Source organism: Pontibacter vulgaris (assembly GCF_022758145.1).
Lineage (GTDB): Bacteria > Bacteroidota > Bacteroidia > Cytophagales > Hymenobacteraceae > Pontibacter > Pontibacter vulgaris.
Genome location: NZ_JAJVDH010000005.1, coordinates 248,552 through 264,238 on the forward strand (window position 1 = coordinate 248,552; position 15,687 = coordinate 264,238).

General features: G+C 46.5%; 13 protein-coding genes. 4 read left to right on the forward strand and 9 right to left on the reverse strand.

Annotation, left to right across the window (positions count from 1 at the left end):
• The first annotated feature begins 118 nt into the window (after positions 1-118).
• Together LWP20_RS13520 and LWP20_RS18265 are read left to right on the forward strand one after the other, a co-directional pair.
• Positions 119-799: a DUF2461 domain-containing protein gene (locus LWP20_RS13520; RefSeq protein ID WP_242928685.1), complete on the forward strand. Its 681-nt coding sequence runs from the start codon at positions 119-121 to the stop codon at positions 797-799.
• Positions 800-986: 187 nt separating this feature from the next.
• Positions 987-1,115, forward strand: coding sequence for a hypothetical protein (locus tag LWP20_RS18265; RefSeq protein ID WP_262914598.1), 129 nt, complete (start codon positions 987-989; stop codon positions 1,113-1,115).
• Positions 1,116-1,476: 361 nt separating this feature from the next.
• Here LWP20_RS18265 and LWP20_RS13525 read toward each other — a convergent pair whose 3' ends face one another.
• The 5 genes from LWP20_RS13525 to LWP20_RS13545 all read right to left on the reverse strand — a co-directional run bounded on the left by LWP20_RS13525 (position 1,477) and on the right by LWP20_RS13545 (position 7,306).
• Positions 1,477-2,454: a D-2-hydroxyacid dehydrogenase family protein gene (locus LWP20_RS13525; RefSeq protein ID WP_242928686.1), complete on the reverse strand. Its 978-nt coding sequence runs from the start codon at positions 2,452-2,454 to the stop codon at positions 1,477-1,479.
• A 12-nt stretch (positions 2,455-2,466) separates the two neighbouring features.
• A complete protein-coding gene (locus tag LWP20_RS13530) occupies positions 2,467-3,537 on the reverse strand; it encodes a DUF5700 domain-containing putative Zn-dependent protease (protein WP_242928687.1) in 1,071 nt (356 codons plus the stop codon).
• A 282-nt stretch (positions 3,538-3,819) separates the two neighbouring features.
• Complete coding sequence (locus LWP20_RS13535; protein ID WP_242928688.1) at positions 3,820-5,151, reverse strand: MptA/MptB family glycosyltransferase; 1,332 nt, start codon at positions 5,149-5,151, stop codon at positions 3,820-3,822.
• Between the two features lie 2 nt (positions 5,152-5,153).
• Complete coding sequence (locus LWP20_RS13540) at positions 5,154-6,608, reverse strand: cellulose synthase family protein (RefSeq protein WP_242928689.1); 1,455 nt, start codon at positions 6,606-6,608, stop codon at positions 5,154-5,156.
• Positions 6,609-6,613: 5 nt separating this feature from the next.
• Positions 6,614-7,306, reverse strand: a complete 693-nt coding sequence (locus LWP20_RS13545; protein ID WP_242928876.1) for a glycosyltransferase family 2 protein — start codon at positions 7,304-7,306, stop codon at positions 6,614-6,616.
• A gap of 331 nt (positions 7,307-7,637) precedes the next feature.
• On the opposite strand from LWP20_RS13545, the gene LWP20_RS13550 reads away from it, so the two are divergent.
• On the forward strand, positions 7,638-8,114 hold the full coding sequence (locus tag LWP20_RS13550) for a peroxiredoxin (protein WP_242928690.1): 477 nt from the start codon (positions 7,638-7,640) through the stop codon (positions 8,112-8,114).
• 77 nt (positions 8,115-8,191) lie between these two features.
• Here LWP20_RS13550 and LWP20_RS13555 read toward each other — a convergent pair whose 3' ends face one another.
• The 4 genes from LWP20_RS13555 to LWP20_RS13570 form a co-directional block, all read right to left on the reverse strand.
• Positions 8,192-8,752, reverse strand: coding sequence for a hypothetical protein (locus LWP20_RS13555; protein WP_242928691.1), 561 nt, complete (start codon positions 8,750-8,752; stop codon positions 8,192-8,194).
• A gap of 56 nt (positions 8,753-8,808) precedes the next feature.
• Positions 8,809-9,756 (reverse strand): alpha/beta hydrolase family protein, encoded by a 948-nt coding sequence (locus LWP20_RS13560; protein ID WP_242928692.1) that lies wholly within the window; start codon positions 9,754-9,756, stop codon positions 8,809-8,811.
• A 166-nt stretch (positions 9,757-9,922) separates the two neighbouring features.
• On the reverse strand, positions 9,923-10,144 hold the full coding sequence (locus LWP20_RS13565; RefSeq protein WP_242928693.1) for a hypothetical protein: 222 nt from the start codon (positions 10,142-10,144) through the stop codon (positions 9,923-9,925).
• A gap of 194 nt (positions 10,145-10,338) precedes the next feature.
• Positions 10,339-12,861 (reverse strand): cation-translocating P-type ATPase, encoded by a 2,523-nt coding sequence (locus LWP20_RS13570; RefSeq protein WP_242928694.1) that lies wholly within the window; start codon positions 12,859-12,861, stop codon positions 10,339-10,341.
• A 562-nt stretch (positions 12,862-13,423) separates the two neighbouring features.
• Between LWP20_RS13570 and LWP20_RS13575 the strand changes: the two genes are divergently transcribed.
• A complete protein-coding gene (locus LWP20_RS13575; protein ID WP_242928695.1) occupies positions 13,424-15,685 on the forward strand; it encodes a Tex family protein in 2,262 nt (753 codons plus the stop codon).
• Positions 15,686-15,687: the final 2 nt, after the last annotated feature.

Below are 15,687 nucleotides of genomic sequence, written 5' to 3' on the forward strand. Positions count from 1 at the left end.
AAAAGAAACGAACAATGCAACCGAACCCAAAGTATACAAAGCTAACCTGATTGCTATTAAAACAAGTATATGCCTACCGGCAACCAGAATATAAAATAATTGATAAGCAAAAAGCTACATGGCTGCAACTATAGATAAAGCTACCCTCCGTTTTTTAACCGACCTGAAGCAGAACAATAACCGCGAATGGTTTAATGAAAATAAAAAGCAGTACGACGCTGCCCGCAAAAACTACATCGCTTTCCTGGATGAGATGCTGAAACAGATGCAGGACTTTGAACCAGTTGCTTACGGGCAGCAAGGCAAAGACCTGGTATTCCGCATTTACCGCGATGTGCGTTTCTCCAACGACAAGCGCCCTTATAAAGACCATTTTGGAGCTTATATAGCGGAAGGAGGCCGGAAATCTATACTTCCGGGCTACTACCTGCACCTGGCCAGCGGCAATAACTCTTTTGTAGCCGGCGGGCTTTGGATGCCACCAGCCGATCAACTAAAAGCCGTACGCCAGGAAATTGATTACAGCCTTGATGAGTTTGAAAGTATACTTCAGAAGCCGGAGTTTAAAACCAGGTTTGGAAATATATCAGGGGAACAGCTTAAAACCACACCCAAAGGCTATGAAAAGGATAACCCTGCCATAGCATACCTGCGCCACAAAAGCTGGAATGCCATTATGCCTATAGATGATAAATTGGTGTTAAGCCCTGATTTTATGAATGTAGTGTTGGATTCTTTCAAAGCTGTAAAACCATTAAATGATTTCCTGATGGCACCGTTACGGGATATTGGAGAGTAACTCGGATATTGTTTCGACACTAGGAGAAATCTGGTATAGTTTCATAGCTGAGGTTTATACTGGCTTTAATTAAGCTATACTTCCATAGTTATCTCTAATCCTGGGAGCTTTACTTGCCTGCTGTTTTATAGTTGCTTTGGCTCGCTCCAAGCCCGCGAGGGCTCGTCCTCGGGCATCGCGCTGTCTATTGAAGCTGCTCCTCGCCCCGCTGCGGGCTGCCCTTGCGGGCACCGCAACAATAGAAGGCGCTCAACCCAAGGACTGGAAAGGACACTTCTTCGCAGGCGGTTATGCAACAGGAACTACAAAGCAATAGCTTTTCGAAGTGCACCCAAGACGATTCGATGTTTGAGCGTTCAACGAGTGGGGGGAGGGGCCCTCGATAAACGAATTGTCTTGATTCTTTTGCTTACAGGGGTGCAGGGGCCCCTTTTAGACTTTCTCATCAAAGAGAAAAGTGAGGCCCAGCCGGCGAGGCGAAAAGCCTGATCAAAGCCTAGAAGATAAATGTTAAACAGAATATTTACAAAGAACAGTTGAGCTCCCCGCCTTGGATAAGGAGGGGTTGGGGGTGGTTGGACTACGGCAACTATAAGCAAGACACTCGCAGGAGCTGTGTATACTGCAAGGTCTCTGTTTTAGCTGATTTAATAGAAGTGGTTTATCTCTACACCAATTTAGAAAGGAGCAGTTTTTAAAACCTCAGGGTTGGCAATATTGGCAGGTTGGCCTTCGGCAAAAGAGATGATATTTTCAAAAGCTTTGCGGAAGTATAACTCGTAGCTGTTCTTCTCAACGTAGCCAAGGTGAGGCGTGCAGATTACGTTTGGCATTTGTAACAGCGGATGGTTCTGATCATAGATTGGTTCAGATTCATAAACATCCAGCGCAGCAAAACCAGGACGGCCATTTTGTAGCGCAACTTCCAACGCACCTTCTTCAACCAGTTCTGCACGGCTGATGTTTACCAGTATTGCCTCCGGTTTTATCAGGGCCAGGTCATTGGCTTTCACAATGCTTTTGGTAGTCTCGGTAAGTCGTAAATGCAGGCTCACAATATCAGCCCGCGAAAAGAAATCCTGCTTGCTGGCTGCAACCATAAACCCGTCTGCTTCGGCTAATTTTCTTGAGCTTTCGCTGCCCCAAACTATAACATCCGCTTCAAAAGCTTTGGCGTATGCCGCTATGCGCTTTCCGATTTTTCCGTAGCCCCAGATGCCTGTCAGTTTGCCTTTTATAGAGCTGCCGATATTTACCTGCCATTTACCTTCTTTCATGGCTTGAATGGCTTGTGGCAATTGCCGGGCGGCATTCATGATAAGTGCCCAGGCCAGTTCTGCAGGCGCAACCGGCGAGCCAACGCCTTCTGCTACGGCAACATGATGCCTGGTGCAGGCATCCAAATCGAGGTGGTTTGCTATTTTGCCGGTCTGGCTGATGAGCTTCAGATTGGGCAGTTTCGAAAGCAATGCTTCCGTTATAGCGGTTCTTTCGCGGGTCAGCACCAGCACATCTGCTGTAGCAAAGCGCCTGGCCAATTCCTCAGTTTCTGTAACCGTTTCGTTGTAAACAGTTACTTCGTGCCCGGCAAGTAGTTTAAAGCAGTCAAGTGTGCGGACAACATCCTGGTAATCGTCCGGGATAATAATGTGCATATTGCGGTATTATTAATTCTTGTGTTGCGATGCTGCAGCCTCTACTTTTTTCAGGTATGCAATGGCCTGATCGGAGAAAACAAAAGGTTTGGTTTTGTCTTTTTTAGCTGCCTTGTTGTAAAGATAAATGAACTGGAAAGGGTTCTGGATATTTTTAACGAGTTTTTCACGCAAGCCATTCCGCTCGATAATATCAGCCATGTAAAAGCCCGGAATGTGTCCGCTCATACTTGTAACCTGTTGCCTGATCTCGTTATTGCTATAGTTTTTGTTTCCTGCCGAGATATTTCTGATGGCTTCATCAACCATTGGTAAAGCTTTTTGGCCTGCCTGCAGCATGTATTCACCAAATTTCATCTCTTCCGGCATACCCGGCGAGGAAGTAAGTTTCTTGTCGATCAGGTCGGGTGCACCCTCGTTCATCAGCAAATTCAGCATATAAAACAGGCTTTTGTCTTTTTCAGCAACGTCATACTTTTTAGGCTCCCAAAGCAGGTGGTGTATCTCATGTCCGGCTAAAATGCCAGGCTTTATCTTATCAAAGTTGTAGCTGCCCCAAAGGTTAAGGATGAGATTTCCGCTCTGAGCAACAGCATCGTTATCCAAGGCGATGAAGTAAATAGTGGTTTCCGGCTTCTGGTTCTGCAATTTTTTCGGGAGCATGGTAAAGCACTTCTCGTACATGGCAGCGAGGTAAGCCTGTTTATCAGAAGTTATACCTGCAAAATATTGGCGTAAAGCGTGCTCGTTGGCTTTGTACTGATGGATGGTATAAGTGAGGTAATTCTGTTGCGAGTTTTGTAACCTTTTCTGAAGTATACTGTCATTCTTGGGCATGTACACAATCTCCATCGTCTTTCTGTACCGCTCCAGGAAAGCATCGGTATGGGCCATGTTTTTGATGTAAAGCCTGTTTCCTTCCATGTTCAGAAAAGCTTTCCAGGTTGTAGGGCTAATGGATTTTCCCTGCTTCAGGCTATCTGTGAGTTCGAAGTATCGAACTACGGCTGCTCCGTCTATCGTCTGGGCCATCATGCAGTGGGAGGCAGTAAACAGTAGTATAAGCGTAAAAAGTTTTTTCATGAGAAAGAAGTTTGTTTAGGGTGTAGGAAGTATAATTAGGGGGCTTGTTAGATGGTAAATTGCTTCAGGCTTTAATTTTGGTTGCTTTGGTACGCTTATTACCCGATTGGTTTTCTTCATTAGCTAGTTTAAACAGCTTCTGTGGTTTAATGGTCATAGCTGGAAGTTATAGTTCGGTGAAACTATGGCTAGAAGCAGTCAAGTCTGATTCTTGTGCCAAAAAGACTAAATACAATATAGTGAAAATATAATACAGGTCTATAAGTATAAAGCAGCTTTGTTTCACTCAGCTAAGTTCGGTTGTTTCTGGCGTTGGCGGTATAAGTATAGCTCTACCAAAACCCACAGAAAAACGATGGTATATTCAAGGGCTACCAGTGCCAGGTCTTCGTGGTAATTGTTGGTGCGGTAGTTGGCATAACTCAGGAAGGCAAGCCCCGACCACACTACGGCGTAGCGAAAATTGCTCATGGCTGTAAGTGCTATAAGCGTAGTGATGTACCAGGGGTGCACCGTTGTAGCCAGAAACAGATAAATTGTAAGGGCGGCTGCCATATAGCCTGCCAATCTTCGCAAAGAGCCCAGCTTTTTAACAGCAGCCATACTTAGCACTATCACCAATGTAGCCAAAGAAAGCAACGGCCCGATAACAGCAATCTGGTTATAACCCGAAATCCTGAAGCCAACCCAGCGGAGCAGGTAATAAATACTGGCATTAAACTCGAAACGCTGGAAGTATAGATTTATACTTTGGAAGAAATGGCTGATAACGGCAGGAGTAACCAGCGGCAGAAAAACCAGCACGAGTACGAGCCCAAGTATAGCTGCAAAACCAATAAACCTTTTGTAACCTAACCTGCGAAGTATAAATGGCAAAAAAAGAAACGGGAGCAATTTGGTAGCAATAGCCAGCCCTAATGCCGCACCTGCCCACAGGTAGCGCCTATAGTGCAGTAAGTATAATGCCAGCAGCACAAAAAACAGCATCAGTGCTTCGAAGTGCAGGTTGCCGGTTAGCTCAAGTATAACCAGCGGGTTCAGGGCGTACAGCAGCACCGACTTATCCGACAGGCCCATTTTGCGGAGCAGTTTCAGTAGCAGAAGTATATTCCCTGCATCGGCCAGCAGCAACACTACCCGCATCGTAACTATACTTGCAAGTATATTGCCACCAGCTAATTTTTCGGCCAGCCAGAAAACGCCTTGCGCTACAGGAGGGTAAACGGAGTAGTAATCCGGTGAATTGAGTTGCCGGAAAAGTGCTTGTGTAATGCCTGGAACAGGAGCCGCTTCAGCAGAAAAATAAAAAGAGGGCAGATGCAGGTAAGGGTTTTCGCCAGCCATTAATAATCGCCCATCCCAGATAAACCGGAAATAATCATCGGAAAGGGCTGGCACGGCAAACAGCAAAATCAGCCTGAAAGTAATGGCAGCGCCAATGCCCTGCCAGATACTGAAACGCTGGTTAATAAGATAAACATAGCCTGCAAAAACAATAGCATAAAGTATAAATAGCTGCACAAATTGCTGGCGTGGCGTAGCGTAACCAAGCGCTGCATAAGCCAGCGCAGAAATTAAAAGCAGCCCATAAATAACAACCTGTTTTTTGCCCATACTTACACGCGCCGGCTATGAAAAAGGGAGTAAAAGAAAACAGTGCCAAACCCAAGTACCAGCATCACATGAAAAGGCAGCAAACCAAAATCACGTAGCTGTATGCCTGCTGCAATGCCATAGCAAAAGTACACGGCCAGCATTCCTTCCAGCACTGTAATCGGGTTTATACTTTCTATTCTATAACCTTGTTTCTGCCAGCTATCGCTCCGGTGCACTATATTATACTTGGGCGTCCGGATAAAAGGGGTTTTGTGGCCAATGTAGCCTTCCAGCACAGCCAGGCTGTTGTGCAGCGAAAGCCCCATAGACATGCTCAGAAACATGAAAAAATCAGGTATAAATCTTACTGTTTTTTGCCTGCGAAGCGATGTCCAGTAAAAATAAATAAGGGCAACCAGGCTAAGTATAAGTAATGAACCTGTTTTAAACAAAAATGCCAGTTGCGGTTGCTGATGCTTGATAAAAAGAACCGGCACACTAAGTATAGCCGTGAATAGCACGCATACAAACACGCTGCTGTTAAGCAAATGGAAGACAGCATGCAGTTTTGTAAGCCAGGATACTGGGGCCCGCAATACGGTAAAGAGATGTTTTCGGGAAGTTTCGGCAGCGCCTTTTGTCCAGCGGAACTGTTGTGATTTAAGTGCGCCCATCGTGGCCGGTAATTCTGCCGGAGCGGTTACATTTTCGAGGTATTTAAATTTCCAGCCTTTCAGTTGGGCACGGTAGCTCAGGTCGAGGTCTTCGGTGAGGGTATCGGCTTGCCAGCCACCGGCATCCTGTATGCAGCTTTTACGCCACACGCCGGCCGTGCCATTAAAGTTTAAAAAATGGCCCCCGGTTGCGCGCCCAGTTTGTTCCACGGTAAAGTGTGCATTCAGCCCGAAGGCCTGCAACCTGGTCAGCAACGAATAATTGCTGTTCAGGTGCCCCCAGCGGGCTTGTACTACACCAATTTGGACATCCGTAAAAGCCGGAATTGTCTTCTTCAGGAAATCCGGAGGAGGTACAAAATCAGCATCAAAAATAGCGATGAAGTCGCCGGTTGCGGAGGTTAAGCCATGCTGCAAGGCGCCGGCTTTGTAGCCCTCGCGGTTGCGGCGCTGTATATGTTGGATGTTCAGGCCAAGTTGCCCGTAATGTTCTGCTTTTTCCCGGATAAGCTGGTAGGTATCGTCGGTGGAATCATCGAGCAGCTGTATCTGGAGTTTTTCGGATGGATAATCGAAGGCAGCCACAGCATCCATGAGTCGTTCTATTACATACCGTTCGTTATAAACCGGCAACTGTACGGTTACGCTGGGCCAATTGGTTATACTTTGCAGGTCAGGGCTGGTTCGTGGTTTGCGGAGGCGGTAAAGTATGGTAAGGTGCAGCTGTGCCATACTATAGCTGAAGATAAATGCCAGGCAGATGCCGTAGAGCAGTAGCACGATCAGGTCCAGCGTTCCCATAGGTTTTACAAGTATTTAAAGATAGTAAAAATGATCTTGTAACCTGCCAGTACAGTACCTTTTACCGTACCCGAAACTTTAGATACCCCGATGCGCTTGCGGTAACTTACAGGCACTTCTACATACTTTACTTTCTGTTTCGCTGCTTTGGCCTGCATTTCTACCGTCCAGCCATAGTTGCGGTCCTGCATGCCCAGCGCCAGCAGCGTTCCCATTCTGATTGCCCTGAAAGGCCCGAGATCGGTATACTTTACGCCATAAAGCCAGCGCAGTAGGGTAGTGGCCAGCCAGTTGCCAAATATCTGTTGTGGCAACATAGCGCCACGTTGCCTGTTACCCAGCGCCCGCGACCCGATCACCATATCTGCTTTACCGGCAAGTATAGGCTGCAGTATTTGCGGCATTTCTTCGGGATAATCCGAGTAATCTCCATCCAGGAAAACAAGGATATCTGGACGGCTGGAAGCGGGTTTAGCTAAAGTATACGCAATGCCTTTCAGGCAGGCGTTTCCGTAACCGGCAAGGGGCTGGTGCAAAACGGTAGCCCCGGCAATTTGTGCTATTTCAGCAGTACGGTCAGTAGAGTTGTTGTTTACCACGATCACTTCATCAACCAAGCCAGCAGGTATAGCAGAGATTACCTTTGCGATAGAATTTTCTTCGTTGTAAGCAGGAATAATAACGTTGATGCGTGGCATAGAAAACGGAACAGCCACAAATATGGCAATTTATACTTTAGAGCTTGTTTAAATTCATGTTTTATGCCGCAAACTGATTTCGAAAGAACCAATGTTAGCTTGCGAAAACGAAATTTTAGCATGTTCTCAATGCATAAGTATAGTTTTATACTTTAAAGCAGAATCTGGAAGTATAACTTTTGTGGAAGTAAATGGTTTGTAGCGACAGAAAAACAGACTAAGCATCTATATTTTATTACGATTGTAAAGTATAGATTAACTTCAGGCACTAAACATTTAGAGACTTGCATTCCGTTAAAGCAAAAGATAAAAAGTAAAGCATATAAATAGCATGGCTACAGAAAGTATAAAAGCAGGAGATAAAGCCCCGGATTTTGAATTACAGCAGCAGGATGGCAGCACCTTCCGCTTGTATGATATATTGAAAACAAAGAGCGTGGTGCTATACTTCTACCCGAAAGATAACACCCCGGGCTGCACCAAACAGGCTTGCGAATTCCGCGATCAGTATGAAGTTTTTAAAGAATATGGCGCCGAAGTTGTAGGCATCAGTTCCGATAGTGAGGTATCGCACGAGAAGTTCGGTCAGGTGCATCGCTTGCCTTTTGTGCTGCTCAGCGACAAAGGCGGGCGCATCCGGAAATTATTTGGCGTGCCACGGACTATGGGCATCGTGCCGGGCCGGGTTACTTACGTAATAGATCAGCAGGGCACGGTGCGCTTTGTGTTTAACTCGCTTACCAAACCGTTAGAGCATGTAAACAAAGTGCTGGAAGTATTAAAATGCCTGGGCGCAGCCGAAGTATAAATGCTTGGGTTGTGGCAATCAAAAAAGGCTTCTCTGTAAACCGGAGAAGCCTTTTTTGATTCAAATTGAAGTATAAATTAACGTTTCAGATCCAGTTTTCTGCCATCGTACATTTCTAAGCTCAGGAAACCGAATTCTTTATTAAAAAGTAGGCGTTTCAGGCTGGTGGCTTTTGTGCTGTCTGCCTTCACTTCAAACACATTGTTGTAAGTAAATCCGTTTAGATCGAGCGTTGCAAAAGTAGGGTTGGCCTTATCTATTTTATAAGTGCCCCGGTCTTCAACAACCAGGTTTACTGTCAGGTCTTCAGGAGTTTTAAGTATAGTGATGGCCAGGCCCGGCTGCTGGTTTTTTACCTGCTGGATAACGTTAACCACTTGCGTGTCCATTTTTTCAATGCAATCGTCGCTTACGCTGTAGCCGGCTCCCGGAATATTCTGAGTATAAGCATTTGTGCGGAGGTAAGTGAAAACCTTGTTGCTCTCGTTCACAAACCTGATAGAATCTTTGGTATCATACACCAGCCAGTCCAGGTCTTCGGTGGTTGGCTGGGTATAAGTTGGTTCGCATTTATCGCAGGAGGCAAGCAGGAAAGATCCGAAAGCAAGCGCAAGTACAGGGCGAAGAATTTTATTCATTTTGAGTAGCGTATAAGTATGTAAGCAAGTATAATCGAAAAGTTAAATAACAACCTTTAAAGTAAAGACCCTTTATTAACGTGATCCGTTGCAAGCGTCGTACTTTTTTCGAACCAGGCTAAAGCTAACGGAAAATGATCATGTACGGCATCGGGGTGCGTAAGTAGGTTTATGTGGTCGTAATTGTGCAGGTGTCCGCTTGCTTTGCCTATTATTTTAAACTCGCTTTGGTTGCTCCCGGTTTCCCGCATTAAGTTTTTAACATCGGTTGGGTGGCCCAGCACATCGTCGTTAGCGCCCGTTAAGTATAAAGTGGGAGGCAGGTTCATTTGTTGCAATATGGTGGCGTAGTCAAATTTATCGTGCCAGTGTAGCCAGCGGCGTTGCACTACCCAATGGTGCGTTTGCCGGTGTGTCAGGCGGGTTTCGCTGTCAGAGCCGATGCGCATTTTCTTAGCCGGCAGGGCACCGGTTATCGACACCACCAGCTTCGAAAGCCAGTTCCAGACAACATCCACCATCAGGAATTTTTTAGGGCTCCAGATACTGATGCGGCGCTTGCTGCCAAAGAAAACCATAGCCTGTACCTGCACAGGCACTACCGGCCGGGCCAGGTAAGCCAGCATCAACACGCCGCCCCATGAGTGAGCGCCCCAGTACTGCGGCACATCGCCCTTGAGTTGTTTTATCTTGTTTATGAAAGCAGGGAAATCTTCTTCTAAGGTATGGGTTTGGCCAAAATTTGAGCGGCCGGAAATTGGTGGCCGGCTTTTGCCCCGGCCACGCAAGTCGGCTACAAAAACATCGTAGTCATGGCGGGCCAGGTAGGGCGCAAAACCCTTTTCAGACCTGGAATAGAAAATACGGCCATTCTCAATGGAGCCATGCACCAGCAAAACAGGTTTGCCCGTCGGGTTCTGGTAAATGCGCTTCAAATGCAGCTCATCGGTTGCTGTTACAGGTATAAAAAGTGATTCGTGGTGTAGTTTTTCAGACTCTTGCATAACCTGTATAATAAGCAGATGATTTTGCTAAAGTATAAATTGCTGCCGACAGAACGCAAAACTGCCATTAAATAACTTCCTGCCTGTTAATGTATACTTGCCTTTAGGCAAAGCCCGGCTACTCTCAGAAGATATTTAATGGCAGTTTATAAGCTTGTAAAGTAAATTAACTTGCTCTTACGGGTACTGTTTTAAGCTTAGGCCTCAGCAGTAACCAGACTATTGTTCCGAAAATAGTGCCTGAAAAAAATGTCAGAAACACAACTAACCACCCTTTTATACCTCGTTGCTCGGCATCGAAATAAATACAGGTAAGTATAAAGGTCACGAGCAGCGAATACACCACAAACGTGAATAAAAATGCGAGACTTGCTATATTGATCATCATCAGTTCTATAAGTTTTATACTTCAGTTAAATTCTGGTTACCAGGTAATTGTGATAACCTCTCAGTATTTAAACTTAGCAAAATAGACGATGGTTTGTATTTTAAGCTGATTTGTTGCGAAATAATGATTTAAATGCAATTATGTAATTGTATTTTTCCATTCAGCGTAAAACCCGGAAATAGCATTACTATATTTCAGGTTGCAGATAGATGCCTGGGTAGGTGCAGGTGGTAGCGCAGTTGCTTGTATACCTCTACCCACAGTACTGCTACCATGGCTACTCCACCACTTAGCAGCAGTAAATGTCCGGGCACACTCTCCAGCCCGAATAACCGCTCCATAAATGGCACCTTAAACATTAGTACCATCAGCAGCAGTGTGATAAGTATAATTATAGGTATGAGCTTGTTGGGGTAGGCGAGTGTTGTGAAAATGGAGAATGTAAACGACCTGTTAACAAGCGTTAGAAATATGTTGCAGAACAATAAAGTGCTGAACGTGAGCGAACGGGTAAGTGCCTCGTTGTAACCCAGTGAAACGGCATAAGCATACATGCCCAAAACGCCTGCCGTAATTACCAGCCCCTGCACCAGGCTGATGCCCAACTCCCTGAAACTAAGAAAAGTGCTTTGCGGGTTGCGTGGCGGGCGCTGCATCGTGTCGCGTTCTATGGGTTCGTTTTCATAGATGATAGAGCAGGTTGGTCCCATAACCAGCTCCAGAAAAATTACATGTACAGGTGTAAAGATGTTGGGATATTTCCAGCCCAAAACCAGCGGTAGCGTTACGGTAAGTATGATCGGGATATGGATAGATACGATGTAGCGGACAGCTTTCTTTAAATTGGTGTAGATTTTCCGGCCCAAGGCAATGGCCTGTATCATTTTCTCGAGGTCATCATCAAGTAACACAAGCTCGGCGGCTCGTTTGGCAATTTCGGTGCCTTTACCGCCCATAGCTACACCAATATGCGCAGCTTTCAGGGCTGGGCCATCGTTTACGCCATCGCCGGTCATGGCCACCACTTCGCCGTTCGCCTTAAGCGCATTAATCACCCGCAGTTTTGCCTCCGGAAACATGCGGGCAAACAGGTTGCAGGTATTTACCTGGTTAGTAAGTTGCTGTTCGCTCAATTGCATAACAGCATCCCCGGTAAGTATGGCATCTATATTTCTGAAACCGCTTTCTGCAGCAATAGCTTTAGCAGTGGCGGGATAATCGCCGGTAATCATTTTTACTTTTATGCCAGCAGTGTAAAACTGGTTCAGCACTTGCTGTATGTTGTGCTTCGGAGGATCGTAAAGCGCTACGAGCCCTTCAAAATGCCAGTTAAAATCGTCCTGCTCCCGCGGATATTCACCTTCGCTTATCGCTGCACTGGCTACACCCAACACCCGGTAACCTGCAGCCGCTAGTTCCTGTACAGTTTGCTCTATCTTGCTTTTCTCATCACCCTGAATTTTACAGATCCGGATTATGCGCTCTGCCGCTCCCTTGCCTGCAATAATGCGGTCACCTGAATTAGTATGCTGGTGCACGTGTGTCATCATAGGAGGGATACCACCCAGCGGGTATTCATGTACCATCGTATGTTTGGGCCGTGCGTCTTCGGAAGTATGGCTGGCGTAGCCTTGGTGCAAAGCTTGCTCCATGGGGTCGAAGGGGGCTGGTTCGCTCGCCCACATCGCGTAGGCCAAAACGTTGGAGCAGGAGGGAGAGAGGCAATCTTCGATTGATAAAAGCTGATGGGTAGCAGCATCATATACTTTGGCCAGCTGCATTTTATTTTCAGTGATGGTGCCAGTTTTATCGAGGCAGATGACGGTGGCAGAGCCCAGGGTTTCAACGGTGCGGAGGCTTTTGGTAAGTATGCTCTGCTGCATCATGCGCCAGGCGCCAATTGCCATAAACGTTGAGAAAGCCACCGGAATTTCTTCGGGTAACACCGACATGGCCAGCGTGAGCCCAAAAAGCAATCCTTCCAGCATACTGCCTGTGTGCACATAATTCAGGAACCAGACCAGCATAAAAGCCCCGAAACCAAACAAGGCCATGCGGCGCACAAACTGGTTTATCTGTTGCTGCAGTGGCGTTTTTATTTCTTCAGCAACTTCAATGGATTTGCCAAGTTTGCCCAGCTGCGTTTGCATACCCACATGTGTTACCCGCGCATAAGCCTGCCCCGAAACAACCGTAGTACCCATTGCCAGGCGGTTATTGCCTTCAACATCGTTACGGTCTACGGCAAAAGATTCGCCGGTAAGTATAGATTCGTCTACCGAGAAGTCGTTTGATTGAAGTATAAGCCCGTCAGCCGGCACCTGGTTACCTTCCTGCACTAGCATCACATCGTTTACCACCAGCTCTTCGGTAAGTATAGAAATTTCCTGGCCATTGCGCACCACTACCGACATAGGCTGTGAAAGTTTGCGGAGCGCATCCAGGGCATTTTTGCTTCGCAGTTCCTGGAAAAATGAAATACTGGATACGATCAGGATCGCTACCAGCATCATCAGTCCTTCGCCGTACTCGCCAAGTATAAAGTATAAGCTGCACGCTACAGCCAGCAGTATAAACATCGGCTCATAAACGATGTGCCATAGCAGCGTTAAGTAAGGAAGCTTTTCGGATGAGTGGAGTTTGTTCTGGCCATGCCGGAGCCGCTGCTCTGTTACTTCAGCATCGGTAAGCCCTGTTATTTTTGAGCCGATCTCCATGGCATAGCGTATGGTGGATAAGTTTGGCAGCAAGTAGCTGCATGCTCTCTTAAAGCTTGTTTTAACTATACTTTTACTTATGTTGTTGCAGCAGTTGCTGGCTTGTGAGATTGCTGCTACAGGTGAGCCCGTAGAAATTCATAGTGCGGCCTCATACTTCTTCGGTTATAATAGTTAGTTAATGATGCTGTAGTAGCTTGTTTCTTTGTAAAGTGTTGTAATTGGGGCTGAATAACGCACGAAATTGTCAGTTGCAGAAGTATAGTTGCCAGGATAAAAACCAGTTTTTTATAGTTAAAAATACGCATCAGAGGTGCGAAGGTATAAAATATGGTTCCTGATAAGCTGTGCCTCAGTAGCTTACGGTAAATGGTAATTTAGAACAATTACTTGTTTCGGGTTTAGGCAATAAGCCTTAAATTTGACGTTCTTAAAAACATAGTTTATACTTAAAAACGATAGGAAGAGGCGGAAGAAACTACAGTAGCACCCCATATATTTTTATACTTTTTCTCCGCCCGGTTACACTTATACTTCGATTTCCTACTATTTACAGTTATACATGGAACCAAACATTGAGCATTTATTAAAGATCGCAACCGAACTTTCGGTAACTATAAAGCAGGTAGAGGCAACAGCCACTTTGCTCGACGAAGGTGCGACCGTACCTTTTATCTCGCGTTACCGGAAAGAGGCAACCGGGTCTTTAGATGAAGTACAGATTGCCGCTATTCGTGATAGAATGGAGCAATTACGCGAACTGGACAAGCGCCGCGAAAGCATTCTGAAGTCTATTAAGGACCAGGAGAAGCTAACGCCAGAGCTGGAAGCGCAGATCATGGCCGCCGAAACCATGGCCGTACTGGAAGATATTTACCTGCCTTACAAACCCAAGCGCCGTACCAAGGCAACCATCGCCCGCGAAAAAGGACTGGAGCCACTGGCACAGCGCATTTTTGAGCAGGAAAACTTTGATGTAGACAGCGAGGCCGCCAACTATATATCGGAAGAGAAAGAAGTAAAAGATACTGCCGAAGCGCTTGCCGGTGCCCGTGATATTATGGCTGAGTGGATGAACGAGAATGCCGAAGCCCGTGCTACCATGCGCCAGCTTTTCGAAAAGAAAGGCGTGTTCAAAAGCCGCGTGATGATGGGCAAGGAAGAAGAAGGCCAGAAGTTCAAGGATTATTTTGATTGGGAAGAACCGATCGAGAAAGCGCCATCGCACCGCATACTTGCCATGCGCCGCGGCGAAACCGAAATGGTACTCATGCTGAGTGCCCAGCCGGAAGAAGAAGCTGCACTGGCCAAATTGGAAGACATGTTTGTAAAAGGCAACAATGCCGCTTCGGAACAAGTGAAACTGGCTACCCGGGATTGCTACAAGCGTTTATTAAAACTAAGTATGGAAACAGAAGTGCGTTTGAGCTCTAAAAAACGCGCTGATGAAGAAGCCATTCGTGTATTTGCCGACAACCTACGTCAGTTATTATTGTCTTCGCCGCTTGGCCAGAAAACAGTTTTAGCCCTGGACCCGGGCTTCCGGACAGGTGTGAAATCTGTAGTGCTGGATAAACAAGGCAAGCTGCTGCACAACGAAACTATTTACCCGCATACAGGGCAGCACAAAGAGCAGGAAGCCGCGCAGGCCGTACGTTACATGGTTACCCGTTTCGAGGTAGAAGCTATAGCTATTGGTAACGGTACAGCCAGCCGCGAAACAGAAGCTTTTGTAAAGAGCCTGAAACTGCCTGCTTCGGTGCAGGTAGTGATGGTAAATGAAAGCGGTGCTTCTATTTATTCTGCCTCTGATGTAGCCCGCGAAGAGTTTCCGGACCAGGATGTAACGGTGCGTGGTGCCGTTTCTATTGGCCGCCGCCTGATGGACCCACTTGCTGAACTTGTAAAGATTGATCCGAAAAGTATAGGTGTTGGCCAGTATCAGCACGATGTGGACCAGTCTGCCCTGAAGCACTCGCTGGATGATGTGGTAATGAGCTGCGTGAACGCCGTAGGTGTGGAAGTAAACACGGCCAGCAAGCAGTTATTGACCTACGTTTCCGGTTTAGGCCCTGCTTTGGCACAAAACATTGTAGAGTATAGAAACCAGAACGGCCCATTCCGTACGCGCACCGAACTGAAAAAAGTACCCCGCTTAGGCGATAAAGCCTTTGAGCAGGCGGCAGGATTCCTACGTATCCGCGATGCTAAAAATCCGTTGGATGCTTCTGCTGTGCACCCTGAAAGCTATGCCATCGTGGAGCAAATGGCAAAAGATCTGGGCGTAACCGTTCAGGACCTAATCCAGAAAGAAGAGTTGCGTAAGCAGATCAGCCTGAAAAAGTATGTAACAGATACGGTAGGTTTGCCAACGTTGCAGGATATTGTAAACGAATTAGCCAAGCCAGGCCGCGACCCGCGCGAAACGTTTGAAGCTTTCAGCTTTACTGAAGGCGTAAATGAGATAAGAGACCTGCGTGCCGGCATGAAATTACCTGGTATCGTAACCAACATCACTGCTTTCGGAGCTTTCGTAGATATCGGGGTGCACCAGGATGGCCTGGTTCATGTGAGCCATTTATCCGACCGCTTTGTAAGCAACCCGCACGATGTGGTGAAAGTGGGGCAGAAAGTAGAGGTTACGGTGCTGGAAGTAGAAGAGAGCCGTAAGCGCATCTCCCTAAGTATGAAAGGAGACCCTACTTCAGCCCGACCAACAGGTGGTGGTAATACGAACAACAAAAAGACTGGCGCTAAAAAAGAAGAGGAGCCGATGGATGATTTCCAGGCAAAGCTGGCCAAGCTTAAAGGTATGTTTAAATAGAC

Bases quoted from the DNA above. Each gene is read 5' to 3' on its own strand.
- LWP20_RS13565 (WP_242928693.1), bottom strand. From the start codon at position 10,144: ATGATGATCAATATAGCAAGTCTCGCATTTTTATTCACGTTTGTGGTG.
- LWP20_RS13525 (WP_242928686.1), bottom strand. From the start codon at position 2,454: ATGCACATTATTATCCCGGACGATTACCAGGATGTTGTCCGCACACTT.
- LWP20_RS13550 (WP_242928690.1), top strand. From the start codon at position 7,638: ATGGCTACAGAAAGTATAAAAGCAGGAGATAAAGCCCCGGATTTTGAA.
- LWP20_RS13540 (WP_242928689.1), bottom strand. From the start codon at position 6,608: ATGGGAACGCTGGACCTGATCGTGCTACTGCTCTACGGCATCTGCCTG.
- LWP20_RS13545 (WP_242928876.1), bottom strand. From the start codon at position 7,306: ATGCCACGCATCAACGTTATTATTCCTGCTTACAACGAAGAAAATTCT.
- LWP20_RS13535 (WP_242928688.1), bottom strand. From the start codon at position 5,151: ATGGGCAAAAAACAGGTTGTTATTTATGGGCTGCTTTTAATTTCTGCG.
- LWP20_RS13555 (WP_242928691.1), bottom strand. From the start codon at position 8,752: ATGAATAAAATTCTTCGCCCTGTACTTGCGCTTGCTTTCGGATCTTTC.
- LWP20_RS13560 (WP_242928692.1), bottom strand. From the start codon at position 9,756: ATGCAAGAGTCTGAAAAACTACACCACGAATCACTTTTTATACCTGTA.
- LWP20_RS13570 (WP_242928694.1), bottom strand. From the start codon at position 12,861: ATGGAGATCGGCTCAAAAATAACAGGGCTTACCGATGCTGAAGTAACA.
- LWP20_RS13520 (WP_242928685.1), top strand. From the start codon at position 119: ATGGCTGCAACTATAGATAAAGCTACCCTCCGTTTTTTAACCGACCTG.
- LWP20_RS13530 (WP_242928687.1), bottom strand. From the start codon at position 3,537: ATGAAAAAACTTTTTACGCTTATACTACTGTTTACTGCCTCCCACTGC.
- LWP20_RS13575 (WP_242928695.1), top strand. From the start codon at position 13,424: ATGGAACCAAACATTGAGCATTTATTAAAGATCGCAACCGAACTTTCG.